Below are 25,189 nucleotides of genomic sequence, written 5' to 3' on the forward strand. Positions count from 1 at the left end.
CGTGCACCAGCATGCGCATGCGAGCGCGTGGGGCAGCGCATTGCCGACGTCGGACGCGAAGGGCTTCTGGGGCGCGTTCGGCTGTTCGTGCTGGGCGGTCTGACATGTCGACGACAACCGGTCGGCGACGGGTCGAGAGTGACCGGGATCGCCTGAACCGCTGCACCATTCGATGAAACAACAAGGACATCCGTTATGAACTTTCTTCGTTCCGCGTTGCTGGCGCTTGCGATTGCCAGCGGCCTCGTCGCCGCGCCTGCCGCGTTCGCGAAACCGCCCGTGCCGCCCGCCGTCGCGCCCACGGTGGCCGTCGGTCCGCAGTACGATACGACGCACGTGTGCGTGGCACCGGAAGACTTCGACCGCTTCACCGACAGCTTCGTCGCGACATTCGGCGGCAGCAAGTCGAAGCAGGGCGTGTTCCAGGTCACGCCGACACCGAGCCAGACGATGTCGCAGCTCGTGTTGACGCCCGTCGGCACGATCTCGGTGTTCGGCTTCAAGACACCGATCCCGTATCCGTTCTGCGCGGAGCGCACCGGCTATCTCGTCACGGACATGGACGTCGCCGTGAAGTCGGCGCGCGAGCATGGCGCCGACGTGATCGTCGACACGTTCCCGGATCCCATCGGCCGTGATGCGGTCATTGCGTGGGCGGGCGGCGTGAAGATGCAGCTCTACTGGCACACGCAGACGCCGAACTACGATGCGCTGCAGACGATCCCCGAAAACCGCGTCTACGTGTCGCCGCAAAGCGTACGCAAGTTCGTGCACGACTTCGTCAAGTTCTCGAAGGGCAAGGTGGTGTCGGACAACTTGAAGGCGCCGGGCATCGAGATCGGCCGTCCGAACGACACGTATCGCCGCATCCGCATCGAGTCGGGCTTCGGCAAGATGACCGTGCTCGTGACCGACGGCCATCTGCCTTATCCGTTCGGGCGCGAGATGACCGGCTACGAAGTGCCCGATCTCGCCGCGACGCTGAAGAAGGCCGAAGCCGCGGGCGCGACCGTGCTCGTGCCGCCGTTCGCGGCGGATGGGCGCGACGCTGCACTCGTGCAGTTCCCGGGTGGCTATGTCGCCGAGATTCACGCGAGCGTGACGCGATGAAGCACGAAGACACGATTCTTGCCGCGGTGGCCGGCTTCGTCGACACGCTGAGCTTCGTCGCGCTGTTCGGGCTGTTCACTGCACACGTGACCGGCAACTTCGTGCTGATCGGCGCGGGCATCGCGGGCTTCGGCCAGGGTGTCGTGCTGAAGCTCAGCGTGTTTCCCGCGTTCGTGTGCGGCGTGATCGCGGCGAGCCTGATCGCGCGGTCGATGTCCGGGCGACCCGCGTGGCAAGGTGCGCGCGCGCTGCACGCGGTGCAGGCGGTGCTGCTGCTCGGCTTCTGCGCGGCCGGCGTGTGGGCGACGCCCGTCACGCAGCCGGACGCCTTGCCGGCGCTCGTGGCCGGCATTGTCGGCACGTTCGCGATGGGCGTCCAGAATGCGCATCCGCGCGTGATTTCGCGCGCGGGCGGCGTGCCGAATACGGTGATGACGGGCAACGTGACGCAAGCGATCCTCGACGTCGTCGACCTGCTGTCGGCCGGCACGTCCGACGCCGCGCGCGCGGCGGCACGGGCGCGCTTCGGCAAGATGCTGCCGGCGATCGTCGCGTTCGCGCTCGGCGCGGCGGGCGGTGCGCTCGGGTTCCGCCATGTCGGATTCCTGGCGCTGCTCGTGCCCGTCGGCGCGCTTGCGATCCTTGCACTGTGTGCGGCGCAAGCGGCCGGACCCGCCACGCAGGAGCGCGCATGATCGCGCGGGCGCGGGGGAGACAAGGGAGGCGCCACGGCCGCCGCTTCGAGCGGGCCGCGCGCGTGTCGATCGTCGCGGGTCTGCTGCTCGCGGGCGCCGACGCGGCGTTCGCGGAATCGGCGGCGACATCCACGTCGACATCGACATCCGGTGACGCAACCGCCTCGACCTGCACGGTGAAGCGGCCGACGGTGCTGTTCAACCGCTGGCAGGAAGACTGGTCGGTGCTGGCGAATCCGTGCGTGCCGCGCGCGCCGCTCGACGGGCTCAAATACATTCCGCTCGGCAATGATCCGGCATCCTATCTATCGCTCGGCGTGAACCTGCGCGAGCGGCTGGAGACCAACGACGCGCCGCTGTTCGGGATCGGCTCCGCGCAATCGGACACCTACCTGATCCAGCGCGTCGAAGTGCATGCCGATGCGCATCTGGGCCAGCACTGGCAGTTCTTCGTGCAGTTGCAGGACGATCGCGCATTCGGCAAGAACACGATCTCGCCGGTCGACCGGAATCCGCTCGATCTCGAACAGGCATTCGCGACCTACACGGGCGCGCTCGGCGGCGGCACGTTCAAGTTTCGCGTCGGCCGGCAGGAAATGGCGTTCGACTTGCAGCGCTTCATCGCCACGCGCGACGGTCCGAACGTGCGGCAGGCGTTCGATGCAGTGTGGGCTGACTACGAATATCAAAAGTGGCGCTTCATCGCGTATGCGACGCAGCCCGTGCAGAACCGCACGGTGTCCGCGTTCGACGACGTGTCGAACCGCGACCTCACGTTCAGCGGCGTGCGCTTCGAGCGGCAGTCGGTCGGGCCGGGCGATCTGTCGGGCTACTGGTCGCGCTACAACCGCAGCAACGCGCGTTTTCTCGATGCGAGCGGCCCCGAGCATCGCGACGTGTGGGACTTGCGCTACACGGGCACGCAGGGCCGCTTCGACTGGGATTTCGAGACGATGCTGCAGACGGGGACGGTCGGTAACGACACGATCGGTGCGTGGGCCGTCGGCTCGATCGCCGGCTACAAGCTCGATGCGCCGTGGTCGCCGCGCATCGCGCTGCAGTTCGATGCGGCATCGGGCGACCGGCATCCGCACGACGGCCGCGTCGGTACCTTCAATCCGCTGTTTCCGAACGGCTATTACTTCACGCTGGCCGGCTACACGGGCTATTCGAACCTGATCCACGTGAAGCCGTCGGTGACGCTGAAGCCGTCGCCGAACCTGTCGCTGCTCGGTGCGCTCGGCTTCCAGTGGCGTGAGACGACCGGCGACGCCGTCTATCAGCAGCCGAACGTCGCGGTGCCCGGCACGGCAGGCAAGGGTGGCCTGTGGACGGGGATGTACGTGCAGCTGCGCGCGGACTGGACGATCGCCGCGAACCTGATCGGTTCGGTCGAGGCCGTGCACTTCCAGGTCGGCGATGCCATCCGGCAGGCCGGCGGGCACAACGCGGACTACGCCGGCGTCGAGCTGAAGTACGGTTGGTGACGCGACCGCGCGGCAACCGCGCGCGTATCAAAAAGGGCGGCCCCGCGGGGCCGCCCTTCGTTCGTCCGGGCCGGCAGCGCGGCCGGCCCGTTCGCCGCGATGCCGTTACAGGTTCGGCGACAGCGCGAGCGCGTTCGTCAGGTCGCCCATCGGCTGCGCGCCATTTGCCTTCAGCGCGTCGTCGCGCTGCTGCAGGCCCGCGAGGCGCGGCAGCGAGAAGCGACGCGTGATGAAGCGCAGGATCGAACCCGTGTCGTATTGCGTATGGTCCACGAAACCCTTCTTCGCGAACGGCGACACGATCAGCGCCGGAATGCGGGTGCCGGGGCCCCAGCGATCGCCGCTCGGCGGTGCGGCGTGATCCCAGAAGCCGCCGTTTTCGTCGTACGTGACGACCACGACCATGTTCTTCCACTGCGGGCTGGCCTGCAGGTGCGCGATCACGTCCGCGATGTGCTGATCGCCGGAGGTGACGTCCGTATACCCCGGGTGCTCGTTCAGGTTGCCCTGCGGCTTGTAGAACGTGACTTGCGGCAGCGCGCCCGCGTCGATCGCCTTGATGAATTCCGCGCCGTTCGCGCCGCCGTCGAGCAGGTGCTGCGCGCGGTTCGCGGTGCCCGGTGCCTGGTTCGCGTAGTAGTTGAACGGCTGATGGTGCGGCTGGAAGTTCGGCGTCGAGAGGTCGGCGCCGTAGATCACGTTCGACGTGCCGTTCTGGCTCGCCTGCAGTGCCTGGCCCCATGCGCCGCTATACCATGCCCACGACACGTTGGCATTGGTCATCAGGTCGCCGATGTTGGTCGCCGTCTGCGGCGGCATCGTCGAGGGGTTGGCCGGGTCGGCGAGCAGCGGGTCGCCGCCCGTCGCGGCCTTGTTGCCGCTCGGCTGGTACGCCGGCTGCATCGTGTTGACACCGTAGAAGTCCGGCGTCAGTGCGCCGTCGTTGACGAACTTCGGCGGGCCGCTCAGCGCGGATGCCGGCGAGTTCGCGGCGACCGCCAGCGACTTGCCGTCGGCGTTCAGGACTGCGATCTTGCCGGCCGCCGGGCTCTTGTCGGCGTTCGCGTAGAACGGCGCGCACGCGCAGATCAGGTACTGGTGGTTCAGGAACGAGCCGCCGAACGCGCCCATGAAGAAGTTGTCGGCGAGCACGTATTGCTGCGCGATCTTCCACAGCGGCAGCTTCGACGGATCCGGCGTGTAGTGGCCCATCGTCAGGCCGCCCGCATCGGTCCATGCGGCATACATGTCGTTCTTGCCGCCGTCGATCTGCATCTGGTCCTGGTAGAAGCGGTGCACGATGTCGCGCGTCGCGATGCTCATCGACTGGTTGAAGCCGTTGGGATCGTCGATCGCGAACGGGGCGTTCGGCAGGTTCGCCGTCATCGCTTCGGTGACCGCGGGCGTGATGCCGGTTGCCGTCAGACCACCCCAGATCTTCGGCAGCGTCGCCATCGTCGAGCCGTCGCGATCCTTCTGCACCGAGTTCGCAGCCGTTGCGTTCTGCAGACCGTTCGCGCCCGGGAAGTTGCCGTAGAGGTTGTCGAAGCTGCGGTTTTCCGCGTAGATCACGACGACGTTCTTCACGGCCGACAGGCCTTGCTGCGTGACATCGTCGCCGCCGCAGGCGGTCAGGCTGAGCGCGGCCGCGAGGGCGATCGGCGTGTAGCGAATCCAGGCGTGCTTCTTCATGCGATGTTCTCTCTCATTCGTCGTTTGTCGCGTGTGGGAACCGGGTGGCGTCAGACCGGAGCAGGGGCCACGGGGCACCGACCGGCTGCGCGCATTATCTGGAACCCGTTTGACAGCCGGGTGTAGGGGCGCTTTCAATTGACTGTCGGTCGAACGTCATGCACCGGTCACGGAACTGACATAAGCTCCGGCCGATTGCCCACCGCTACAAGAAGAACGACGATGCACAGCCTTCTGAAATCCCTCGCGTTCGCGCGATCGTTGATCCCTGCCGCGGCGACGCTCGCGCTGATGGGCGGGCTCGCGCCGCTCGCCGGTTGCGATGCGCGGCCCGGCGCGAACGCGCAGGCGGTCTCCGTCGTGTCGGCGGCGCAAGCCGCCCCGGCCGCTCCAGCCGCGCCGGCGGTCGCGCCGGCCGGCCAGCCGCAGACGCGCGCGCAGGTATTCGAGGGCGTGAAGCAGATGACGGCGCTCGGCAAGCAATTGTTCTTCGATCCGTCGCTGTCCGGCTCAGGCAAGCTCGCATGTGCGTCGTGTCATAGCGTCGAGCACGCGTTCGGCCCGCCGAACGCGCTGTCGGTGCAACTCGGCGGCGACGACATGCATCGCATGGGTTTTCGCGCGGTGCCGTCGCTGAAATACGTGCGCGGCATTCCGCCGTTCACCGAGCACTTCCACGATTCACCCGACGAAGGCGACGAAAGCATCGACGCAGGCCCGACCGGCGGATTGACCTGGGACGGTCGCGTCGACACGCGCGATGCGCAGGCGCGCATTCCGCTCACGTCGCCATTCGAGATGAGCAGCTCGCCGGCGCGGGTCGCGCAGGCGGTGCGTGCCGCGCCCTATGCCGATGCGTTCCGCAAGGCGTTCGGCGATCGGGTCCTCGGCGACGACCAGGCAACTTTCGGTGCGGTGCTGCGTGCGCTCGACGCATTCCAGCAGCAGCCTGCATTGTTCGATCCGTACACGAGCAAGTACGACGCGTATCTGGCCGGCCACGCGCAGCTCACGCCTGCCGAGTTGCACGGGCTGCAACTGTTCAACGACGAGAAGAAGGGCAACTGCGCGAGCTGTCACGTGAGCCAGCGCACGCTCGAAGGCGGGCCGCCGCAGTTCAGCGATTTCGGTCTGATCGCGATCGCGGTGCCGCGCAACCGCGCGCTGCCGGTCAATCGCGATCCGCGCTTCCACGATCTCGGCGCGTGCGGCCCCGAGCGCACCGACCTGAAGGGCCGCGACGAATTCTGCGGGCTGTTCCGCACTCCGTCGCTGCGCAACGTCGCGTTGCGCAAGACGTTCTTCCACAACGGCGTGTACCACTCGCTCGAGGACGTGATGCGCTTCTACGTCGAGCGCGACATCCATCCGGAGAAGTTCTATCCGGTCGTGCACGGCAAGGTGCAGGTGTACGACGACCTGCCGAAGCGCTACTGGCCGAACATCAACCGCGAACCGCCGTTCGACCGCAAGCGCGGCGACGCCCCCGCGCTGAACGCGGCCGAGATCAAGGACGTGATCGCGTTCCTGAACACGCTGACCGACGGATATCAACCGGCGGCCACGTCGGCCGCGCGCTAGAACGCGACCCTCGCGGCACGCATGCTATGCTCGCTGGCTGACGGGCGTGGCGCGTGCCGGTGTGCCGGCCGTGCGCCACGCCGTTCGATCGAACATCCAAGGAGAACAACACATGTCGATGCGTGCATCCCTTTCCGTCGTCACGCGCGTGCTGGCCGGCGCCGCGTGCGCAGCCGCGATGCTGCCCGCCCACGCGCAAAGCAACCTCGGCTTCCTGAACGACACGCCGCTGGCCTACTTCAGCAAGGCCGACCGCGCGTCGCTGGCCAAGGCCGTCGTGCAGGCGCGCGACGAAGGCAAGGACGGCGAGACCACGACGTGGCAGAGCAGCGGTCGCGGCACCCAGATCGACGCGAAGCTGACGCCGTCGACGTCCGAGAACGACGGCAAGACCTGCCGCGAAATCGCCACCGACATTTCCGCGAAGGGCCAGACGATGACGCTCAAGCCCGTCTATTGCAAGACCGCCGCGGGCAAGTGGCAGCTGCAGAAGCGCTGAGCGCGCGAGCAATGAAGCGCAGCGGTGCGCCGCGCACGGTTTCGTGCGGCGTCGTGATTCTCGACGGGGCTGGCCGCGTGTTCCTCGCGCACGCGACGGACACCACGCACTGGGATATTCCGAAGGGGCAGGGCGAGCCGGGCGAATCGCCGGCCGACGCGGCGCTGCGGGAGCTGCGCGAGGAAACCGGCATCGAACTCGCGGCGGCGCGGCTGCTCGACTTGGGCCGCTTCGCATACCGTCACGACAAGGACCTGCACCTGTTCGCGGTGCGGGTCGCGGACGACGAGATCGATCCCGCGCACTGCACGTGCACGTCGCTGTTCCCGAGCCGTCGCGACGGCTCGCCGATTCCCGAGATGGACGCATATCGCTGGACCGCGCCCGGCGACGTCGACGCGTATGCGAGCCGCAGCCTCGCGCGGCTGTTTCGCACGACGCTGTCGCTCGCGGATTTGCATCGGCGGCTGGCGGGGGCGTGAGCGCAGCCGCTTCGATCCCGACGATCCCGCGCATGCAATAAAAAAACCGGCCCGAAGGCCGGTTTTTTTTATCGTCACGCGACGCCGGCTCGGCGCCGCGCATGGAGCACGCCGTCAGGCCGGCTTGCCCCAGCTGTCGCGCAGCCCGACGATCCGGTTGAACACGGGCTTGCCCGGTTTCGAATCGACGCGGTCGGCGACGAAATAGCCGTGACGCTCGAACTGGAGGCGCGTTTCCGGCGCGACGTCGCCGGCGCCCGGTTCGACATAGGCCTGCGTGACCTTCTTCGAATCCGGGTTCAGCGCCTCGAGAAAGTTCGCGCCGCCCGCGTCCGGATGCGGCTCCTTGAACAGCCGGTCGTAGATCCGCACTTCGGCCGCCTGCGCATGCTTCACGCTGACCCAGTGGATGTTGCCCTTGACCTTGTAGTTGTTCGCGCCTTCGGTGCCCGACTTGCTGTCCGGGAAGTAGTTGCAGTGCACGGCCGTCACGTTGCCGTCGGCGTCCTTGTCGAAGCCCGTGCATTCGATCACGTAACCGTAGCGCAGGCGCACCTTGTTGCCCGGGAACAAGCGGAAATAGCCCTTCGGCGGGTTCTCGACGAAGTCCTCGCGTTCGATCCACAGCTCGCGCGAGATCGGGAACGTGCGCACGCCGCGCTCCGGGTGATGCGGATGCACGGGGGCCGTGCACGCTTCCTCGAGGTCTTCCGGGTAGTTGTCGATCACGAGCTTCAACGGATCGAGCACGGCGACCGAGCGCGGCGCCTTGTCGTCGAGGTCGTCGCGCAGCGCGCCTTCGAACACGCTCATGTCGATCCACGAATCGACCTTCGTCACGCCGATCCGCTCGCAGAACAGGTGGATGCTTTCCGGCGTGAAGCCGCGGCGGCGGATCCCGACGATGGTCGGCATGCGCGGGTCGTCCCAGCCTTCGACGTGGCCTTCGGTGACGAGCTGCAGCAGCTTGCGCTTGCTGGTGATCGCGTACGTGAGGTTCAGGCGCGAGAATTCGATCTGTTGCGGCAGCGGACGCGTGAACATGCCGGCGTCCGCGAGTTCGTTCAGCACCCAGTCGTACAGCGGGCGGTGATCCTCGAACTCGAGCGTGCACAGCGAGTGCGTGATGCCTTCGAGCGCATCCGAGATGCAGTGCGTGTAGTCGTACATCGGATACACGCACCATGCGTCGCCGGTGCGGTAGTGGTGCGCGTAGCGGATCCGGTAGATCACCGGGTCGCGCATGTTCATGTTCGGCGAAGCCATGTCGATCTTCGCGCGCAGCACGTGCTCGCCTTCCTTGAACTCGCCGGCCTTCATCCGGCGGAACAGGTCGAGGTTTTCGTCGGGCGAACGGTCGCGGAACGGCGACGGCTTGCCGCCTTCGGTCAGCGAGCCGCGGTTCGCGCGCATTTCCTCGGCGCTCTGGCTGTCGACGTACGCCTTGCCGCGCTGGATCAGCAATTCGGCGAATTCGTACAGCTTGTCGTAGTAGTCGCTCGCGAAATACTGGTGATCGACCGCGTCCTTGCGCCAGTCGAAGCCGAGCCAGCGGACCGCGTCGACGATCGAGTCGACGTATTCGACGCTTTCCTTTTCCGGGTTCGTGTCGTCGAAGCGCAGGTGGCACACGCCGCCGTAGTCGCGCGCGACGCTGAAGTTCAGGCAGATGCTCTTGGCATGGCCGATGTGCAGATAGCCGTTCGGCTCGGGCGGAAAGCGCGTCTCGACGCGGCCGCCCCATTTGCCGGTGCGGTTGTCGTCGTCGATGATGTTGCGGATGAAGTTGGAAGCCGCGGGGGCGTCGTTGCGTTCGGTGCTCATGCGGTTGGCGTCAGGTTGTGTCGGCGCGTCGCGCCGGTTTAATCCCGTAATTCTACCTGACCGGGGTCCGTCCCGCGCGGGTTGCGCCACCGGGCGGGCCGGTTCGCGGTGCGGAACCGCAATATCTCGATTGTGTGTCGGCTGTAACACGACGTAAATCGGATTGCCCGGCGCATTCGGCGTTTCCTATGATGGCTTTACCGATTCAATGCCGCCATTCGTATTTTTTGCTGGCGGGAGGACACCAACAATCATGATGAAGAAGACCACTTTTCTCGTTCGTACCGCGGTAATCGTCGCGGCCCTGTCGCAACTCGGCGCATGCGCGATGACGCATACGCAACGTAACGCCGGTATCGGCGCGGCCGCGGGCGGCGCGCTCGGCTACCTGATCACGGGCGGCCCGGTCGGCACGGTTGCCGGCGCCGCGGCAGGCGGCCTGGTCGGCGCCGGCGTGCGCTGATCGAAGCCGGCGCGCGTGAGCGCCGGCTGGTCGTGACGGCGTTGCCGCATCACGGCCCGTTCTTGCTCCGCACATCCATTCCGCGATTCGACAGGCAGCATCAGGGAGGAGCGGGTGTGCGACACTTCGTCGACGTCACATAACGACTTCATTCGTCGACGAACCTTCCATGAGCGATTCTCTCGTTTTCGTGCTGCCGGGCTACGGCAACTCCGGTCCGCTCCACTGGCAAAGCCGCTGGGAGCGCGCCGACGCGCGTTTCGTGCGCGTCGCGATGCCCGACTGGGACCGTGCGTTCCGCAACGGCTGGTGTCTCGCGCTCGACCGCGCGGTCGAGGCCGCACCGGGCCCCGTGACGATCGCCGCGCACAGCCTCGGCACGTTGACCACCGCGTGGTGGGCGACCCGCTACGCGCGGCCGGCCGCGCTCGCGAAGGTGCGCGGCGCGTTGCTCGTCGCGTTGCCCGATCCGGGCGGGCCGGCGTTTCCGGCCGACGCGCACGGTTTCGGGCCGGTGCCGCATGAGCGCCTGCCGTTTCCGACCTGCGTGGTGGCAAGCAGCGACGATCCGTACGGCTCGATCGCGTTCGCGCGCGGCTGCGCGCACGCGTGGGGCAGCACTTTCCATGACCTCGGCCCGCGCGGCCACATCAACGCGGACAGCGGGCTCGGCGACTGGCCCGACGCGCGAGGCTGGCTCGATGCGCTAGCGGCTAACCGCTAGCCGTCGGTCCATCGATCCCGTCAGCTTCCGCCGGTGCACGGGCGCGCCGCCGCGTGCGCCCGAAGGCGTCGCGGCGCGCTCGTCCGGGTCGGTTCAGATCGCCTGCTTCGCCTTCAGCGCCGCAATGCGCGCCTCGTCGTAGCCGAGCATGTCGCGCAGTACGTCTTCCGTCTGCGCGCCGAGCAGCGGCGGGGCGGTGCGCGCGTCGGGCGGCGTCGCGCTCATCCGGATCGGATTGCGCACGAGCTTCACGTCCGCGCCGCACGGGTGCGGCAGCGACACCTGCATCCCGCGCGCGACCACCTGCTCGTTGTCGAACACCTCGTCGAGTTCGTTGATCGGCCCGCACGGCACGCCGGCCGCTTCGAGCGCGCCGATCCAGTCGGCCTTGCCGCGCGTCTTCACCATCTCCGCGAGTATCGGCACCAGCGTGTCGCGATGGCGCACGCGCGACGGGTTGGTCGCGAACCGTTCGTCGTCGGCCAGCTCGGGCCGGCCGCCGGCCTCGACGAACTTGCGGAACTGCCCGTCGTTGCCGACCGCGACGATGATCCAGCCGTCGCGCGTCTGGAACGTCTGGTACGGCACGATGTTCGGATGCGCGTTGCCCCAGCGCACCGGCGGCTTGCCGCTCGCGAGGAAGTTGGTGTTCATGTTCGCGAGCAGCGCGACCTGCACGTCGAGCAGCGCCATGTCGATGTACTGGCCTTCGCCCGTGCGGTCGCGGTGCGCGAGCGCGGCGAGCACCGCGATCGTCGAGTAGAGGCCCGTCGCGAGATCGGCGATCGCGACGCCGGCTTTCTGCGGGCCGCCGCCCGGCTCGCTGTCGCGCTCGCCGGTGATGCTCATGAAGCCGCCGATTCCCTGGACGATGAAGTCGTAGCCCGCGCGGTGCGCGTACGGGCCCGTCTGGCCGAAGCCCGTGACCGAGCAGTAGACGAGATCGGGCTTCACCGCGCGCAGCGATTCGTAATCGAGCCCGTACTTCTTCAACTGCCCGACCTTGTAGTTCTCGAGCACGACGTCGCTCTGCGCGGCGAGCTCGCGCACGATCTGCTGGCCTTCCGGCGTCGCGATGTCGACCGTCACCGAGCGTTTGTTGCGGTTCGCCGCGAGGTAATACGCGGCCTCCGCCGTATCGTCGCCGTTCGCGTCCTTCAGGTACGGCGGCCCCCAGTGGCGCGTGTCGTCGCCCGCGCCGGGGCGCTCGACCTTGATCACGTCCGCGCCGAAGTCGGCGAGCGTCTGCGCGCACCACGGGCCCGCGAGCACGCGGGTCAGGTCAAGCACGCGGATATGGCTCAGGGCACCCATCGTCGAATCGTCTCCTTTCATGGCTCGCCCGGCCGGGGCAAGGCGGATTGGCATGCCGAGCATCTTAAGGCGAATCGGCCGCACGGGTGGCCCAGGCCGGTCGTCCGCCGCGCCGGGCCGCTGCCGTCAGGGCCGCCGATCTGTATCGTATAATCGACCGTTTACGATATTTGCCCGCCGTGCGTCCGCGAGGACGGCCGGCGTTTGAAGCCGTCTCAGCCAGACATTCCCCGCACGCCATGAAAGCTGCCGAAATCCGCGAGAAATTTCTCAAATTCTTCGAATCGAAGGGCCACACGATCGTCCGCTCGTCGAGCCTCGTGCCCGGTAACGACCCCACGCTGATGTTCACGAACTCGGGCATGGTCCAGTTCAAGGACGTGTTCCTCGGCACGGACCCGCGTCCGTACTCGCGCGCCACCACGGCGCAGCGCAGCGTGCGCGCGGGCGGCAAGCACAACGACCTCGAGAACGTCGGCTACACGGCGCGCCACCACACGTTCTTCGAGATGCTCGGCAACTTCTCGTTCGGCGACTACTTCAAGCACGACGCGATCAAGTTCGCGTGGGAGCTGCTGACCACGGTCTACCAGCTGCCGAAGGAAAAGCTGTGGGTCACCGTCTACCAGGAAGACGACGAAGCCTACGACATCTGGGCGAAGGAAGTCGGCGTGCCGACCGAGCGGATCATCCGCATCGGCGACAACAAGGGCGCGCGCTACGCGTCGGACAACTTCTGGACGATGGGCGACACCGGCCCGTGCGGCCCGTGCACGGAAATCTTCTACGACCACGGCCCGGACGTCTGGGGCGGCCCGCCGGGGTCGCCTGAAGAAGACGGCGACCGCTACATCGAGATCTGGAACCTCGTGTTCATGCAGTTCAACCGCGACGCGCAGGGCAACATGACGCGCCTGCCGAAGCAGTCGGTCGACACCGGCATGGGGCTCGAGCGTCTCGCCGCGGTGCTGCAGCACGTGCACAGCAACTACGAGATCGACCTGTTCCAGAACCTGATCAAGGCCGCCGCGCGCGTGACCGAGATCAGCGACCTCACCAACAACTCGCTGAAGGTGATCGCCGATCACATCCGCGCGTGCTCGTTCCTGATCGTCGACGGCGTGATTCCCGGCAACGAAGGCCGCGGCTACGTGCTGCGCCGCATCGTGCGCCGCGCGATCCGCCATGGCTACAAGCTCGGCCGCAAGGGCTCGTTCTTCCACAAGCTGGTGGCCGACCTCGTCGCCGAGATGGGCGCCGCGTATCCGGAACTGAAGGAAGCCGAACAGCGCGTGACGGACGTGCTGCGCCAGGAGGAAGAGCGCTTCTTCGAGACGATCGAGCACGGGATGTCGATCCTCGAGGCCGCGCTGGCGGACGTCGAGGCGAAGGGCGGCAAGGTGCTCGACGGCGAACTCGCGTTCAAGCTGCACGACACCTACGGCTTCCCGCTCGACCTCACGGCCGACGTGTGCCGCGAGCGCGGGATGACGGTCGACGAGCCGGCATTCGACGACGCGATGGCGCGCCAGCGCGAACAGGCGCGTGCGGCCGGCAAGTTCAAGGCCACGCAGGGCCTCGAATACTCGGGCGCGAAGACCACGTTCCACGGCTACGAGGAAATCGCGTTCGACGACGCGAAGGTCGTCGCGCTGTACGTCGACGGTTCGGCCGTCAATGAAGTGAAGCACGGCCAGGATGCGGTCGTCGTGCTCGACCACACGCCGTTCTACGCGGAATCGGGCGGCCAGGTCGGCGACCAGGGCGTGCTCGCGAACGCCGCGACGCGCTTCGCGGTGGCCGACACGCTGAAGGTGCAGGCCGACGTGATCGGCCATCACGGCACGCTCGAACAGGGCACGCTGAAGATCGGCGACGTGCTGCGCGCGGAAATCGACGCGCACCGCCGCGCGCGCACGCAGCGCAACCACTCGGCCACCCACCTGATGCACAAGGCGCTGCGCGAAGTGCTCGGCGCGCACGTGCAACAGAAGGGTTCGCTCGTCGACGCGGAGAAAACCCGCTTCGACTTCGCGCACAACGCGCCGATGACCGACGATGAAATCCGTCGCGTCGAGCAGATCGTCAACAACGAAATCCTCGCGAACGCGCCGGGCATCGTGCGCGTGATGCCGTATGACGAAGCGGTGAAGGGTGGCGCGATGGCGCTGTTCGGCGAGAAGTACGGCGACGAAGTGCGCGTGCTCGACCTCGGCTTCTCGCGCGAACTGTGCGGCGGCACGCACGTGCACCGCACCGGCGACATCGGCTTCTTCAAGATCGTCGTCGAAGGTGGTGTCGCGGCCGGCATCCGCCGCGTCGAGGCGATTACCGGCGACAACGCGGTGCGTTACGTGCAGGAGCTCGACGCCCGCGTGAACGAAGCCGCGGCCGCGCTGAAGGCGCAGCCGTCGGAACTCACGCAGCGCATCGCGCAGGTGCAGGACCAGGTGAAGTCGCTCGAGAAGGAACTGGGTGCGCTGAAGTCGAAGCTCGCGTCGAGCCAGGGTGACGAACTCGCGCAGCAGGCCGTCGAAATCGGCGGCGTGTATGTGCTTGCGGCGACGCTCGACGGCGCCGACGCGAAGACGCTGCGCGAAACGGTCGACAAGCTGAAGGACAAGCTTAAGAGCGCGGCGATCGTGCTGGCGGCCGTCGAAGGCGGCAAGGTCAGCCTGATCGCGGGCGTCACGCCGGATGCGAGCAAGAAGGTCAAGGCCGGCGAGCTCGTGAACTTCGTCGCGCAGCAGGTGGGCGGCAAGGGCGGCGGCCGTCCGGACATGGCGCAGGCAGGCGGCACGGAACCGGCGAATCTGCCGGGCGCGCTGGCAGGCGTCAAGGGCTGGGTCGAAGAGCGTCTTTGATCGGTATGGTTGATGACGCGGTGCGGTCGCACTAACCTCGCCGCATCACACATCGCTTCGCATCAAAAACGACCCGATCGGCACGTTGTGCCGGTCGGGTCGTTTTGCGTTTACCGCGCTTGGGCAGTTGTCACTTAATGTTTGCAATTCTTGACAGGAGGGGGGCGTCGGATTTCCCATTCAGCAACAAATTCGACTGTAAAATCGCGCGAGAGAGCCCATGTCAAATTAATGACAATAAGTAGGGAAAATGTAATAAAGGGGTGAAGATGGACGTGCAAGACATCGTGAGGGCGATTCAAGGGGGCGTGATTCAGCAAGATCGTTTGCTGAAACTCGACACGCCTTTGGGGGACGACGTGCTATTGCCGCAGCGTGTGGCGGGATGGTCACGCATCGGTCGGCATTTTGATTTCACGCTGGATGTCCTATCGGCGCGTAGCGATCTGAAGCTGAAGAAACTGATTGGGCAACCGATCACCCTGTGGCTTCAGCAGGCAAACCAATCCTACCTTCCTCGGCATGGTTACGTTTATTCGGTCCGGCGACTGGGTGCCGAAGGCGGGTTGACCAGCTATCAGATCTGCTTTGCATCGTGGATGCATCTTCTGAAGTTCCGTCGCGACCAGCGCATCTGGCAGGACAAGTCCGTCGATGAAATTCTGAGCGACGTATTCAACACCCACCCACAGGCCAAAGGCCAATTTAAATTCGCGCTCTCAAAGTCGCTGCCGTCGAGATCTTATTGCACCCAGTACGAGGACGACTGGAACTTCGTGCATCGACTGATGGAAGCGGAAGGGCTGTTCGGTATCTGGACGCAGGCCGACGACGGCAAGTCGCATTCGCTGACCATAACCGACCACCTCGATGCTGGCGAGTCGCTCGCTCCGCAGACGGTCCAGTTTTCCCGTTATGGCGCAAACAGCGAAGTGAATGCGCTGGTTTATTGGTCGGGCGTCAGAACTTTGCATAGCGCTGTGTTGACGACGCGCACATTTGATTACAAGAATCCGTCGTCTCTCGCCAATCCGAAAGGCGTCACTTTGCCAACGGTGTCGAACGAGCTGCCCGAACAGTTGGAAGTGTATGAATACAGCGGGCCTTATTCATATCTCGAGCAGGACCGTGGCGATCATCTCGCCAAGGTTCGCATGGAGGAATGGGAGTCGCGAGCGAAGCGGTATCACGGTATCGGCGGTTTGCGCGGAATCGACGCCGGGCGTTGGTTCGAGCTTTCCGGGCACCCCGAGCATGACAAGGATTCCGCTGAGCGGCGCCAGTTCTCGGTAATCGAAACCACGTGGCAGATCGAAAACAATATTCCGGGGGCGAGTCACCACGCGAACTTTCCGCACAGCCTGAAGGAGAGGTTGAGCGAAGCTGCGGAGGGCGGTGACGCGTCGGGTACATTCGTCGTGACGCACGAGGATGGATCCAAAGGTTTTTTCCGGATCGAAGTCGAGGTGCAGCGTAAGTCAGTACCTTATCGCAGCCCGTTTGAACATCAGAGGCCGGTGATGCAAATGCAGACCGCGACAGTGGTCGGCACGCAAGGCCAGGAGGTCTATACAGATCGATTGGGCCGGGTCAAGGTGCAGTTTCACTGGGACCGGATCGGGCAGCGCAATGAGCGCAGTTCGTGCTGGATACGGGTTGCGCAGCCCTGGTCTGCGGCAGGTTTTGGCGGCATCCAGTTGCCGAGAATCGGAGATGAGGTTGTCGTGTCATTTTTCGACGGCGACCCAGATCGGCCGGTGATCACGGCCCGCGTGGGGAATGGCTCGAACCGGCCGCAGTGGAACCTGCCCGATCAACATGCGTTGTCAGGCTTCGTCAGCAAGGAAATTGGTGGCGAACAGAATAATGTCTGGCTGAAGGACGACACGAAGGGGCAGGTACAAACCCAGATTCGCAGTGATCACCTCGAATCCGGTTTGCATATGGGCTACCTCACGCGTGTGAGCGAGCCTGCGGGGCGCGGCGAGAAGCGTGGTGAAGGCGCAGAATTGCGCACCGACGGACATGCCGCGATGCGAGGCGCGCGCGGGTTGCTGTTGTCAACTCACGCCCGTTCGGGTGCCACCGGCGATGCGTTCAACGTCGACGAGGTAAATCTTCAACTAGCGAACGCCCAGGATACGGCTGCCAGCCTTGCCCAGTCGGCACAGTCGGCCGGAGCGCAAGATGGCGAGCAGAAGGCAGTGGTCAGCGCATTGAAGGCGCAGGCAAAGGCCATTCAGGGTGGCGGCACGCTCAAGCAGTTCGAGCAGCCGCATCTAGTTTTGGCCAGCCCGGCAGGCATTGCTGCCAGCGCGGATCAACAGATTCATTTGAGCAGCGGAAAGACGACAGCGATCACGACTGGTGAGCACATGTCGGTTAGTACGGGTGGGGGTTTTTTTGCCAGTGCACGCCGGGCGCTCCGTCTGTTTGCCTATGAAGCAGGCATGCGTTTGGTCGCTGCGGCAGGCGATATCGACGTGAAAGCGTTGAAGGACAGCATCAACCTGCTGGCGAAGCTGAACGTGACCGTTACGGCCACCAAGATTACGATCAGCGCGCAGCAGGAGGTAGAGATCAACGGTGGTGGAAGTTATACGCGATGGTCGGCCGAGCAGATCAAGTTCGGTACGTCTGGCGGCTTCGAGGTGCACTCGGCAAGTCAGACGTTCGTCGGGCCAGACAGCGTGCGTACGCCAACTATCCCGGCGCTGCCACCGGAGAAGGGGCAATTGCATTTTGCGTTGGGAGCATTGCCGGGCGAGGCGCACCAGTACGTGAGCGAGCCCTACGAACTGTACAGAGGGGGCGCGAAGATTGGCGAAGGCGTTACGGATCAGTTCGGCCGTATCGTCGTCAAGGACCATCAGGCCGGCACACCGGCCTATCAGGTCAAGCTCGCCAACGGTGGACAGTTCGATCTGAAAGTGAAGGATGCGCTTCAGAGCGATCCGGATCATATCGAGCAACGCACGAACCGCGGCGAACGGCTGATCTGACCGCCGCGCTGGCGAGCTAAAGAACAAGGAAAAAGAATATGGCGAAGCTTCCTCTCGAATCCCATAACGCAATGGATGTGGCCATCGACGAAGCCGGGCGAATAGCCAAAGGCACCGTTCAATGGTTGCTCGAAACAGATGTCGACGACGACGTGTTGCCGACCACTGGCAACAAGCTGGAATTCTTCGTCTGCGGCGAGGAGGGATTTCGGGCAATTGCCGCGGACATTATGGCGGCGAAGTCCACGGTCGATATTTGTTGCTGGGGATTCGACCCGGGCATGGAGCTTGTGCGCGGGGATGGTCCGGCGTGTTGGATCGGTGATCCTCAGGTCAACACGCCCTTTGCACCCGGAACGTGGCCGCGCGGCACGGTTTACGGCGCTCTTCTCGAAGAGATCACGCAACGCAAGGATAACCCCGTCACCGTCAGATTATTGATCTGGTTCGACCCGCGTGCGTCGCGCAAGCAAAACAGCATGCCTGGATTTACGGATGTTCCAGTGTCGGGGTGGACCAGTCCTGTTCAAAAAAAAGTGCAACAGGCGCCGCCGTACAAAAATGCGAATCGGACCCAGTATTGCATCGACTGGTGGAATCGCAATTTGCCCGACGGCGAGAGCAAGCGCAGCGGCATCCTGACGAAGAATCAGCGGTTGCAGATTGTGCTGCGAAGTATTGCTAGCGCAGATGTCGACGCGTTGATTGCCGCTCCGTTGAAGGAAGACGATCCTCCCAGTACCCACAGCGAGTCGGTTGATTACTATCTCGTCAATGAAAAGAACTTGCTCGAGAACTATCCCACGCACCATCAGAAGCCGATCCTGATCGACTACAGCTACGACGAAGGCAGCAAGGCCGTGGGCTATGTCATGGGTCTGAATTCGGTTACCGACTATTGGGATAGAACGGATCACGCAATCGACGATCCGTTAAGAGAGGAGTGGGTCGGTTCGTACGTTAATGATGAACTGAAGCATGAACAGGAAACACAGGACCCGAACGGGCCACTCAGCACGGCGACATACAGGCATACCAATCCATACCAGGACTACGGATGCCGGGTGGTCGGAAAAACGTTGAAGCGAGTGCATCAGAATTTCGAGCGCGGCTGGTACTTGTTTGCTCCCACCGAATGGAAGACGAATGAGCTACCTACGCTACCTTCGAAGATTCCAAGCTTGCCGGATGACCCGGCGAAGCGAGCGCAGATCGTGCGTACCCAGCCGCATGAGCGGGAGAAGACGATCAAGAGAGTCTACTTTCAGGCGACCAGCTTTGCTCGCAACTATATCTACATGGAGAATCAGTACTTCTTCTATCCGGAGTTTGCGCGACACTTGAAAGAGGAACGGCAGAAATTTCATGATGCATGGAGCAAACTGGCGAACAAGCCACAACCTGACGCGCCCATACTGCATCTGTTTGTCGTCACGCCGCATCCGCAGGATCCGGGCATGATTCCTCGAACTTATGACACACTTGCGGAGCTGGGGCATGCCAACGCCATGAAGGCGCAGGGTGATCTGATGAGAGCCGGCAAGACGGCGCAGGTCTATAAGGATGCCAAAGGGGAAAACACATTCCACCCGCAGAGCCTGAAAGAGCTTGAGGATACGATGGGGCTCAAGGTCAGCATCGCCCGCTTGCGGACCAGTGGCGTGGTGAATCACCAGATGGCCTACCGCGAAATTTACATTCACTCGAAGCTGATGCTTATCGATGATGTCTTCGTCACGGTGGGCAGTGCGAACATGAATCAGCGCAGTATGTCCGTCGACAGCGAGATCAACATCGCGGCGACGGGACACGAGTGGGCTTCGAAGCTTCGCGGACGCGTGTTTTCGTTGCTTTCTGGAGGGGCTACTTCGGGTAGTGGCGACCGAGATCGGGTGCCGGTGGTTTTTGATATTTGGGAGGGGCGAATGAAAGACAATCGCGATATCCAAAAAGCTGGCACCGAGAATTTGCAAGGGTTCATTTTGCCGTTCATCGATCGCCGTGCCGAGACGGTGTTGCACGCTCAGATCGATGTACCGTCGTCAACCAACGCTTCCACGACTGTGTGATCGAGGCCATCTGATGTCGATAATAGCTGTTCTCAGAATTGTTCCGATTGCCATATGCCTGTTTGCGATCAATGTGCAGGCAGAGACGTCAACTCCATCGAACATCAAGTCAACTACTGCCATGTCAGATCTTCCGCGCTACGAAAAACTGCCGCTGTTCGATCCGCATCGAAAGAGCTTCACATGTACTTATCAAGCACAGCATGTGCCGCCGATCGATCCGCAGGCGGAGTTGTGGTTTCAGCAAGCGCTTGCGCTCGATGATCCCGACCTGTATTACCAGAAGCGTGACTACGCGAAGATCTATCAGTTGTACGTCCAGGCGGCTGAACGCGGGCATTGGAAGGCCATGCTCAATGTTGCCTCGCTGATTCGGAGTAACTATCCTGGCGTGCCTCAGCACGATCCTGAGATTGCGATTGAATGGATCGAAAAGGCGATGAAGCTGGGTGTGCCGGATGCCTATGACATGATGGGTGTCTATCACCAGAATGGCTTGGTCAAGGGCGGCGATGCGACCACCGCCTATGCGTTCTTCCAGCGTGCGGCAGACATGGGTAGTCCGTCGGCGATGGCATTTCTCGGAGAAAAGCTCGACGCAACGTATGACGATTCCGATGGGGAATTTTGGGGCAATTTGCCGATCGCGACTCAGATGCTTGAGTGCGCTGTTGCGCAAGGTTACGGAGACGCCGCCGAAGAGTTGTCTTTTGTTTATGCACGTCCAAGAACGACAGACGCAAAACGACGCGCTCTGACGATGCTTCAAGAAGGGGTAAAGCTGGGAAGCGCAAAATGTGCAACGAAGCTGTCTATTGAATTTGACGGGTTCAATCTGACTAATGGTCGAAATCTTCCGGGCAGCATTGACAAAGCACGCGCTGATAGGTATCGCGCACTAAAGGCCGCATTGGAGCGTTATCAAGGGCGTATGAGGCTCCCTAATCTTGATAAAGTCTTGCCGCTGCCGCCAGCAGCTCTTCCCAAGTGGGACGGCAATGCCAAAACGTTGCTCGATGCTGCGAAGGCCGTTACACCATCGCCCAAGTCGCAAAAGGCCGCAGCGCTTGATGGCCGCGCATTTGTCCCGGATGGATATGCCGTTGCTCGATTGGAAGATGGTAATGGGCTGACCGTCACCGGCGACCAACGTGTACCAAAAACAGGCTACTGGCTGGCGTTGTACGGCTCGTCGGCTGAGTCTGATGCTTGGCTGGCAGCGCGTGCCGGACATCCGGAGCGTTTCGAGGCCGGGGAGCAGTTCGAACTCGCGACTCATGACTGGTTGTCGTCGGATCGCGTGCACTGGCATTACCTTGGCGAGGCTTTCCAGTTGCCGCCGCAACGAGCTGACTTCATTGCTCATCTTGTCGGTGCCGGAATGATGCGGGAAATTCCCGGGCAGCCGTCGCGAGTGCGATGTGCTGGAGAACGGTCATGCCCGGAAACTGGCATATGGGAAGGCCGGATTGCCGAGGCTCATCCCATGGCCAACCTCTATAACCGCTGGGATCAACAAGCTTTCATCGAGCAGGGAAGCCCTTTCCCTGCCCCGAGTGACCGCTTCATCGATATTGCGATGGAAGAGGTCCAATGGACGTATCTGGGTAACCCGAACGACGAAACCGGAATTCCAGGTATCCGCACGATCAGTGTGTAGTCAGAGGAGCGCAGCAACGGCGATGAGACGACGGGCGCCGGGTGAATATGCGGCTGCAGTGGGACGGTAACGTGCAGAGCCTGAGCATCGCCGCGACGTCGCTGGCGCTTTCAACGAACCCCGGTTCCAGGCAAACGCAGTAACTGCGGGTTGCGAGCAGTCGGCACGGCAGGCAATGCTGACTGCTTCAAACCGGCGTCGCCACGCTCGGCTTCACAGCATCCCCCGATTCCCGCGCAGCATCGCCGAGCGCATCGCGCAACGCGGCGAGCGCCGCCGACGCGTAACCGTGCCGCCACGCAAGCAGCGTGTCGATCCCTTCGAGTTCCGCGATCGTATGAGCGGCGACGTTGCCGGTCTCGGGCTGAAGCTCGAGCACCGAGCGCGGCGCGACCGCGATGCCCGCACCGGCCGCGACGCACGCGACGATCGCGTGATACGAACCCAGTTCGAGCACGCGTGCGGGCTTCATCCCGTGCGCCGCATACCATCGCTCGACATACTTCCGGTACGTGCAGCCGCGCTCGAACGCGATCAGCGTCGGCAGGATCACGTCGCGCGGCGTGCGCACCGGCGGATGGCCGCGCGGCGTCAGCAGCACCAGATCCTCGCGGAAGATGGGCACCGTCTCGAACGTGTCGGGCAGCGTGTCCGGCTCGGGCGGCCGCGCGAACAGCGCCGCGTCGATCTCGAAGTCGCGCACCTTGTCGATCAGCCAGCCGGTCGTGCCGGTCACGAGCTCCAGCGACACGTCGGGCCACGCATGGTGATAGCGCGCGAGCACGGTCGGCAGCCGGCTCGCGGCCGTGCTTTCCATCGTGCCGAGCCGCAGCCGCCCGCGCGGCGTGTCCTCGCGCACCGCATCGCGCGCCTCGTCGGCAAGCTCGAGCAGCCGCTCCGCGTACGGCAGCAGCGTGTGCCCGGCCGGCGTCAGCACGAGCCGGCGGCCGTCGCGCACGAACAGCGCCGCGCCGAGTTCCTCCTCGAGCTGCTTGATGCGCGTCGTCACGTTCGATTGCACGCGATTGAGCTTCGCCGCCGCGCGCGTGATGCCGTTCTCGCGCACGACGGCCCGGAAAATCGCCAGCGCCGCCAGGTCCATGTTTCTCTCCGTGCGATGGATGGATTCTCAATTATTCATTTTTAGAGAACATTCGGTCAAGCTACGATACAAGCCATCCGATTCCCGTTCCGGCCGTCGCACAACCCGCGCGGCCCATGCCGCCATGTCCCGTTCCGATGCCCCGAGCGCCGCCGGCGTACACCTGTCCGATCACGCCGACCGCCGCGCCCGCGCGGCCGCGCTCGCCTGCATGATCGGGCTCGCGGTCGCGCTCGGCGTCGGCCGCTTCGCGTTTACACCGCTGCTGCCGCTGATGCTCGCCGACGGTTCGATCGGCCTGAAGGCCGGCAGCTGGCTCGCGTCGGCGAACTACGCGGGCTATTTCGTCGGCGCGGTCAGCTGCGCGGCGGTGCGGGTCGAGCATGCGCGGATGGTGCGCTTCGGGCTTGGCGCCACCGTGCTGCTGACCGCCGCGATGGGCGTCGGTCACCTGCTGCCCGTGTGGCTGGTGGTGCGCTTCGTCGCGGGCGTCGTCAGCGCATGGACGTTCGTGTTCGTGTCGCAATGGGGGCTGCGGCGGCTCGCCGAGCTGCACGCGCCCGAGTGGAGCGGGGTGATCTACGCGGGGCCCGGCGTCGGCATCGTGCTGACGGGCCTGATCGGCAGCGCACTGGCCGGCCATCGCGCGGCGCCCGGCTGGCTCGGTTTCGCGGCGCTGTCTGCGGTGCTGTCGATCGCGATCTGGCGCACGTTCGGCAGCGCGCCGGTGCCGGCGGCGGCAACCGTTTCGTCGGCCGCGCCCGTCCGGCATGCGGCGACGGACGCTGCACCGCACGACGCGCGGCGCCATCGCGCCGACGCCGCATGGCTCGTCGTCCTGTACGGGATGCCGGGCTTCGGCTACATCATCACCGCGACGTTCCTGCCGGTGATCGCGCGCGCCGCGCTGCCGGCCGGCTCGCCGTGGCCGGATCTGTTCTGGCCGATGTTCGGCGCGGCGCTGATCGTCGGCGCGATCGCGGCCGCGCGGCTGCCCGGCCACTGGGACAACCGGCTGCTGCTCGCCGCCGGTTGCGCGACGCAGGCGCTCGGAATCGCAGCGGGGATCGTGTGGCCGAATGCGGCGGGCTTCTCGATCGGCAGCGCGCTGCTCGGCCTGCCGTTCACCGCGATCACGCTGTTTGCGATGCGCGAGGCGCGGCGGCTGCACGGCGAGCGCGCGGCCGGGCTGATGGGCTATGCGACCGCGTCGTACGGGGTCGGGCAGATTCTCGGCCCGCTCGTCGCGGCACCGCTGACCGCGCGCTTCGGGTCGTTCTCGCCGGCGTTGTGGGTCGCGGCGGCTGCCTTGCTCGTCGGTGCCGCCGGCTTCGCGGCGACAGCCGCACGCGGGCGTGCGCAACCGCGCATGCAACCCTGACATCATCGGGGCCGGATCGTCAGCGACGCGGGCAAACTCGCTAGAATGAAGCCTTTCCCGCACCGGGCAGGCGTGCGAGGCGGCTTGCCGGCCGCCGTCGGCGCTTGCCAGATCCTCATCGATGACCATCGCCGACTACCGTTTTTGCCCGCGCTGCGCGCGTCCGCTGACCGGGCGCGCCGATCCCGAACACGAGGGCGGGCGTGTCCGCCAGGCCTGCCCGGACGACGAGTGCGGCTACGTCCATTGGAACAACCCGCTGCCGGTGGTGGCGGCGATCGTCGAGCTCGACGGCAAGATCCTGCTCGCGCGCAATGCGGCCTGGCCGGAGGGGATGTTCGCGCTGATCACCGGTTTCCTCGAGAACGGCGAGACACCCGAGGACGGCATCGCGCGCGAGGTGTTCGAGGAAACCGCGCTGAAGGCCGAGCAGGTCACGCTGGTCGGCGTTTATGAATTCATCCGCAAGAACGAGCTGATCATCGCGTATCACGTGCGCGCATCGGGCACCGTCGCGCTGTCGCCGGAGCTGCTCGAATACCGGCTCGTCGAGCCGCCGTTGCTGCGCCCGTGGCGCGCCGGCACAGGCTACGCGCTGGCCGACTGGATGCGCGCGCGCGGCCTCGATTTCGAATTCGTCGATCGAGCGGGGCAGTGACGGGCCGCGCCGTTCCCGGCACGTCATCCGCCGCGCCGCGCACGGTCGCGACGCGGCAATCCGCCGTTCGCCGCCGCGCCGTTTCGCACGGCCGCCACGCGCCGTCCGCTTCGTCTTCTTCCACCTGACCGCCATCGCCATGTCCGACAAGCCGCAGCCGCGTTCCCGCGACGCCTATCGCCACTTCCTGCCGATCACGACCCGCTGGATGGATAACGACGTCTACGGACACGTGAACAACGTCGTGTACTACAGCTACTTCGACACCGTCGTGAACGAATACCTGATCCGCGCGGGTGTGCTCGACGTCGAGCACGGGCAGACGATCGGGCTCGTGGTCGAGACGCAATGCAACTACTTCGCGCCGCTCGTGTTTCCGCAGTCGGTCGATGCGGGGCTGCGCGTCGCGAAGCTCGGCACGTCGAGCGTGCGCTATGAGATCGGGTTGTTCGCGGCAGGGGAGGCCGCGCCGGCCGCGCAGGGGCATTTCGTGCATGTGTACGTCGATCGCGGCACGCGCCGCCCGGTGCCGCTGCCCGACGCGCTGCGCGCGGCGCTCGAACCGCTCGCCGGCTGACGGGC

The 25,189-nt window shown here is 64.8% G+C and carries 19 protein-coding genes; 15 read left to right on the forward strand and 4 right to left on the reverse strand.

The window, feature by feature from the left end:
* Positions 1-195 precede the first annotated feature (195 nt).
* Genes HWX22_RS28665 through HWX22_RS28675 form a run of 3 tightly spaced genes read left to right on the forward strand, consistent with a single transcriptional unit; the run spans position 196 to position 3,292 of the window.
* Complete coding sequence (locus HWX22_RS28665; RefSeq protein ID WP_175908144.1) at positions 196-1,110, forward strand: glyoxalase; 915 nt, start codon at positions 196-198, stop codon at positions 1,108-1,110.
* On the forward strand, positions 1,107-1,805 hold the full coding sequence (locus tag HWX22_RS28670) for a DUF1275 family protein (RefSeq protein WP_175908146.1): 699 nt from the start codon (positions 1,107-1,109) through the stop codon (positions 1,803-1,805). Before HWX22_RS28665 ends, HWX22_RS28670 begins: the two co-directional genes overlap by 4 nt.
* The gene (locus tag HWX22_RS28675) at positions 1,802-3,292 is read left to right on the forward strand and encodes an alginate export family protein (RefSeq protein ID WP_175908148.1); all 1,491 of its coding nucleotides are present in this window, start codon (positions 1,802-1,804) and stop codon (positions 3,290-3,292) included. Before HWX22_RS28670 ends, HWX22_RS28675 begins: the two co-directional genes overlap by 4 nt.
* A 105-nt stretch (positions 3,293-3,397) precedes the next feature.
* On the opposite strand, the gene HWX22_RS28680 is transcribed toward HWX22_RS28675, so the two are convergent.
* Entirely contained in the window at positions 3,398-4,984 is a 1,587-nt protein-coding gene (locus tag HWX22_RS28680; protein ID WP_175916853.1) for an acid phosphatase, read from the reverse strand.
* Positions 4,985-5,206: 222 nt separating this feature from the next.
* Between HWX22_RS28680 and HWX22_RS28685 the strand changes: the two genes are divergently transcribed.
* The 3 genes from HWX22_RS28685 (at position 5,207) to HWX22_RS28695 (ending at position 7,546) form a co-directional block, all read left to right on the forward strand.
* Positions 5,207-6,565: a cytochrome c peroxidase gene (locus HWX22_RS28685; RefSeq protein WP_175916854.1), complete on the forward strand. Its 1,359-nt coding sequence runs from the start codon at positions 5,207-5,209 to the stop codon at positions 6,563-6,565.
* Between the two features lie 112 nt (positions 6,566-6,677).
* On the forward strand, positions 6,678-7,064 hold the full coding sequence (locus HWX22_RS28690; RefSeq protein WP_059524065.1) for a hypothetical protein: 387 nt from the start codon (positions 6,678-6,680) through the stop codon (positions 7,062-7,064).
* A gap of 11 nt (positions 7,065-7,075) precedes the next feature.
* A complete protein-coding gene (locus HWX22_RS28695; protein ID WP_059524067.1) occupies positions 7,076-7,546 on the forward strand; it encodes an NUDIX hydrolase in 471 nt (156 codons plus the stop codon).
* Between the two features lie 114 nt (positions 7,547-7,660).
* Here the strand turns inward: HWX22_RS28695 and HWX22_RS28700 are convergent, their stop codons facing one another.
* The gene (locus HWX22_RS28700; RefSeq protein ID WP_175916855.1) at positions 7,661-9,370 is read right to left on the reverse strand and encodes a glutamine--tRNA ligase/YqeY domain fusion protein; all 1,710 of its coding nucleotides are present in this window, start codon (positions 9,368-9,370) and stop codon (positions 7,661-7,663) included.
* A 253-nt stretch (positions 9,371-9,623) separates the two neighbouring features.
* On the opposite strand from HWX22_RS28700, the gene HWX22_RS28705 reads away from it, so the two are divergent.
* Together HWX22_RS28705 and HWX22_RS28710 are read left to right on the forward strand one after the other, a co-directional pair.
* The gene (locus HWX22_RS28705; RefSeq protein ID WP_006497729.1) at positions 9,624-9,833 is read left to right on the forward strand and encodes an ornithine acetyltransferase; all 210 of its coding nucleotides are present in this window, start codon (positions 9,624-9,626) and stop codon (positions 9,831-9,833) included.
* 169 nt (positions 9,834-10,002) lie between these two features.
* Positions 10,003-10,557: an alpha/beta hydrolase gene (locus HWX22_RS28710; RefSeq protein ID WP_175916856.1), complete on the forward strand. Its 555-nt coding sequence runs from the start codon at positions 10,003-10,005 to the stop codon at positions 10,555-10,557.
* A 93-nt stretch (positions 10,558-10,650) separates the two neighbouring features.
* On the opposite strand, the gene HWX22_RS28715 is transcribed toward HWX22_RS28710, so the two are convergent.
* Positions 10,651-11,871, reverse strand: coding sequence for a CaiB/BaiF CoA-transferase family protein (locus HWX22_RS28715; RefSeq protein ID WP_059697813.1), 1,221 nt, complete (start codon positions 11,869-11,871; stop codon positions 10,651-10,653).
* Between the two features lie 239 nt (positions 11,872-12,110).
* On the opposite strand from HWX22_RS28715, the gene alaS reads away from it, so the two are divergent.
* From alaS to HWX22_RS28735, 4 genes are all read left to right on the forward strand, one after another.
* Entirely contained in the window at positions 12,111-14,735 is a 2,625-nt protein-coding gene (gene alaS, locus HWX22_RS28720) for an alanine--tRNA ligase (protein WP_175908160.1), read from the forward strand.
* 269 nt (positions 14,736-15,004) lie between these two features.
* Positions 15,005-17,737 carry a type VI secretion system Vgr family protein gene (locus HWX22_RS28725; protein WP_175916857.1) on the forward strand — a complete coding sequence of 911 codons (2,733 nt, stop codon included), beginning with the start codon at positions 15,005-15,007 and terminating at the stop codon, positions 17,735-17,737.
* Positions 17,738-17,775: 38 nt separating this feature from the next.
* On the forward strand, positions 17,776-19,806 hold the full coding sequence (locus tag HWX22_RS28730) for a phospholipase D-like domain-containing protein (protein WP_175916858.1): 2,031 nt from the start codon (positions 17,776-17,778) through the stop codon (positions 19,804-19,806).
* Between the two features lie 13 nt (positions 19,807-19,819).
* The gene (locus HWX22_RS28735) at positions 19,820-21,466 is read left to right on the forward strand and encodes a DUF6396 domain-containing protein (RefSeq protein WP_175916859.1); all 1,647 of its coding nucleotides are present in this window, start codon (positions 19,820-19,822) and stop codon (positions 21,464-21,466) included.
* 187 nt (positions 21,467-21,653) lie between these two features.
* Here the strand turns inward: HWX22_RS28735 and HWX22_RS28740 are convergent, their stop codons facing one another.
* Positions 21,654-22,568, reverse strand: coding sequence for a LysR family transcriptional regulator (locus tag HWX22_RS28740; RefSeq protein WP_175916860.1), 915 nt, complete (start codon positions 22,566-22,568; stop codon positions 21,654-21,656).
* Between the two features lie 124 nt (positions 22,569-22,692).
* Between HWX22_RS28740 and HWX22_RS28745 the strand changes: the two genes are divergently transcribed.
* From HWX22_RS28745 to HWX22_RS28755, 3 genes are all read left to right on the forward strand, one after another.
* Positions 22,693-23,949: a YbfB/YjiJ family MFS transporter gene (locus HWX22_RS28745; RefSeq protein ID WP_175916861.1), complete on the forward strand. Its 1,257-nt coding sequence runs from the start codon at positions 22,693-22,695 to the stop codon at positions 23,947-23,949.
* Positions 23,950-24,070: 121 nt separating this feature from the next.
* The gene (locus tag HWX22_RS28750) at positions 24,071-24,607 is read left to right on the forward strand and encodes an NUDIX domain-containing protein (protein ID WP_175916862.1); all 537 of its coding nucleotides are present in this window, start codon (positions 24,071-24,073) and stop codon (positions 24,605-24,607) included.
* A gap of 139 nt (positions 24,608-24,746) precedes the next feature.
* A complete protein-coding gene (locus HWX22_RS28755; RefSeq protein WP_059606502.1) occupies positions 24,747-25,184 on the forward strand; it encodes a thioesterase family protein in 438 nt (145 codons plus the stop codon).
* Positions 25,185-25,189: the final 5 nt, after the last annotated feature.

This window comes from Burkholderia sp. BCC1638, assembly GCF_902833195.1.
In the GTDB taxonomy this organism is placed as follows: domain Bacteria; phylum Pseudomonadota; class Gammaproteobacteria; order Burkholderiales; family Burkholderiaceae; genus Burkholderia; species Burkholderia diffusa.

Coding starts and splice junctions, on each gene's coding strand:
- HWX22_RS28735 (WP_175916859.1), top strand. CDS start 19,820: ATGTCGATAATAGCTGTTCTCAGAATTGTTCCGATTGCCATATGCCTG.
- HWX22_RS28715 (WP_059697813.1), bottom strand. CDS start 11,871: ATGGGTGCCCTGAGCCATATCCGCGTGCTTGACCTGACCCGCGTGCTC.
- HWX22_RS28695 (WP_059524067.1), top strand. CDS start 7,076: ATGAAGCGCAGCGGTGCGCCGCGCACGGTTTCGTGCGGCGTCGTGATT.
- HWX22_RS28710 (WP_175916856.1), top strand. CDS start 10,003: ATGAGCGATTCTCTCGTTTTCGTGCTGCCGGGCTACGGCAACTCCGGT.
- HWX22_RS28755 (WP_059606502.1), top strand. CDS start 24,747: ATGTCCGACAAGCCGCAGCCGCGTTCCCGCGACGCCTATCGCCACTTC.
- HWX22_RS28745 (WP_175916861.1), top strand. CDS start 22,693: ATGTCCCGTTCCGATGCCCCGAGCGCCGCCGGCGTACACCTGTCCGAT.
- HWX22_RS28730 (WP_175916858.1), top strand. CDS start 17,776: ATGGCGAAGCTTCCTCTCGAATCCCATAACGCAATGGATGTGGCCATC.
- HWX22_RS28665 (WP_175908144.1), top strand. CDS start 196: ATGAACTTTCTTCGTTCCGCGTTGCTGGCGCTTGCGATTGCCAGCGGC.
- HWX22_RS28740 (WP_175916860.1), bottom strand. CDS start 22,568: ATGGACCTGGCGGCGCTGGCGATTTTCCGGGCCGTCGTGCGCGAGAAC.
- HWX22_RS28705 (WP_006497729.1), top strand. CDS start 9,624: ATGATGAAGAAGACCACTTTTCTCGTTCGTACCGCGGTAATCGTCGCG.
- HWX22_RS28680 (WP_175916853.1), bottom strand. CDS start 4,984: ATGAAGAAGCACGCCTGGATTCGCTACACGCCGATCGCCCTCGCGGCC.
- HWX22_RS28685 (WP_175916854.1), top strand. CDS start 5,207: ATGCACAGCCTTCTGAAATCCCTCGCGTTCGCGCGATCGTTGATCCCT.
- HWX22_RS28675 (WP_175908148.1), top strand. CDS start 1,802: ATGATCGCGCGGGCGCGGGGGAGACAAGGGAGGCGCCACGGCCGCCGC.
- alaS (WP_175908160.1), top strand. CDS start 12,111: ATGAAAGCTGCCGAAATCCGCGAGAAATTTCTCAAATTCTTCGAATCG.
- HWX22_RS28700 (WP_175916855.1), bottom strand. CDS start 9,370: ATGAGCACCGAACGCAACGACGCCCCCGCGGCTTCCAACTTCATCCGC.
- HWX22_RS28670 (WP_175908146.1), top strand. CDS start 1,107: ATGAAGCACGAAGACACGATTCTTGCCGCGGTGGCCGGCTTCGTCGAC.
- HWX22_RS28750 (WP_175916862.1), top strand. CDS start 24,071: ATGACCATCGCCGACTACCGTTTTTGCCCGCGCTGCGCGCGTCCGCTG.
- HWX22_RS28690 (WP_059524065.1), top strand. CDS start 6,678: ATGTCGATGCGTGCATCCCTTTCCGTCGTCACGCGCGTGCTGGCCGGC.
- HWX22_RS28725 (WP_175916857.1), top strand. CDS start 15,005: ATGGACGTGCAAGACATCGTGAGGGCGATTCAAGGGGGCGTGATTCAG.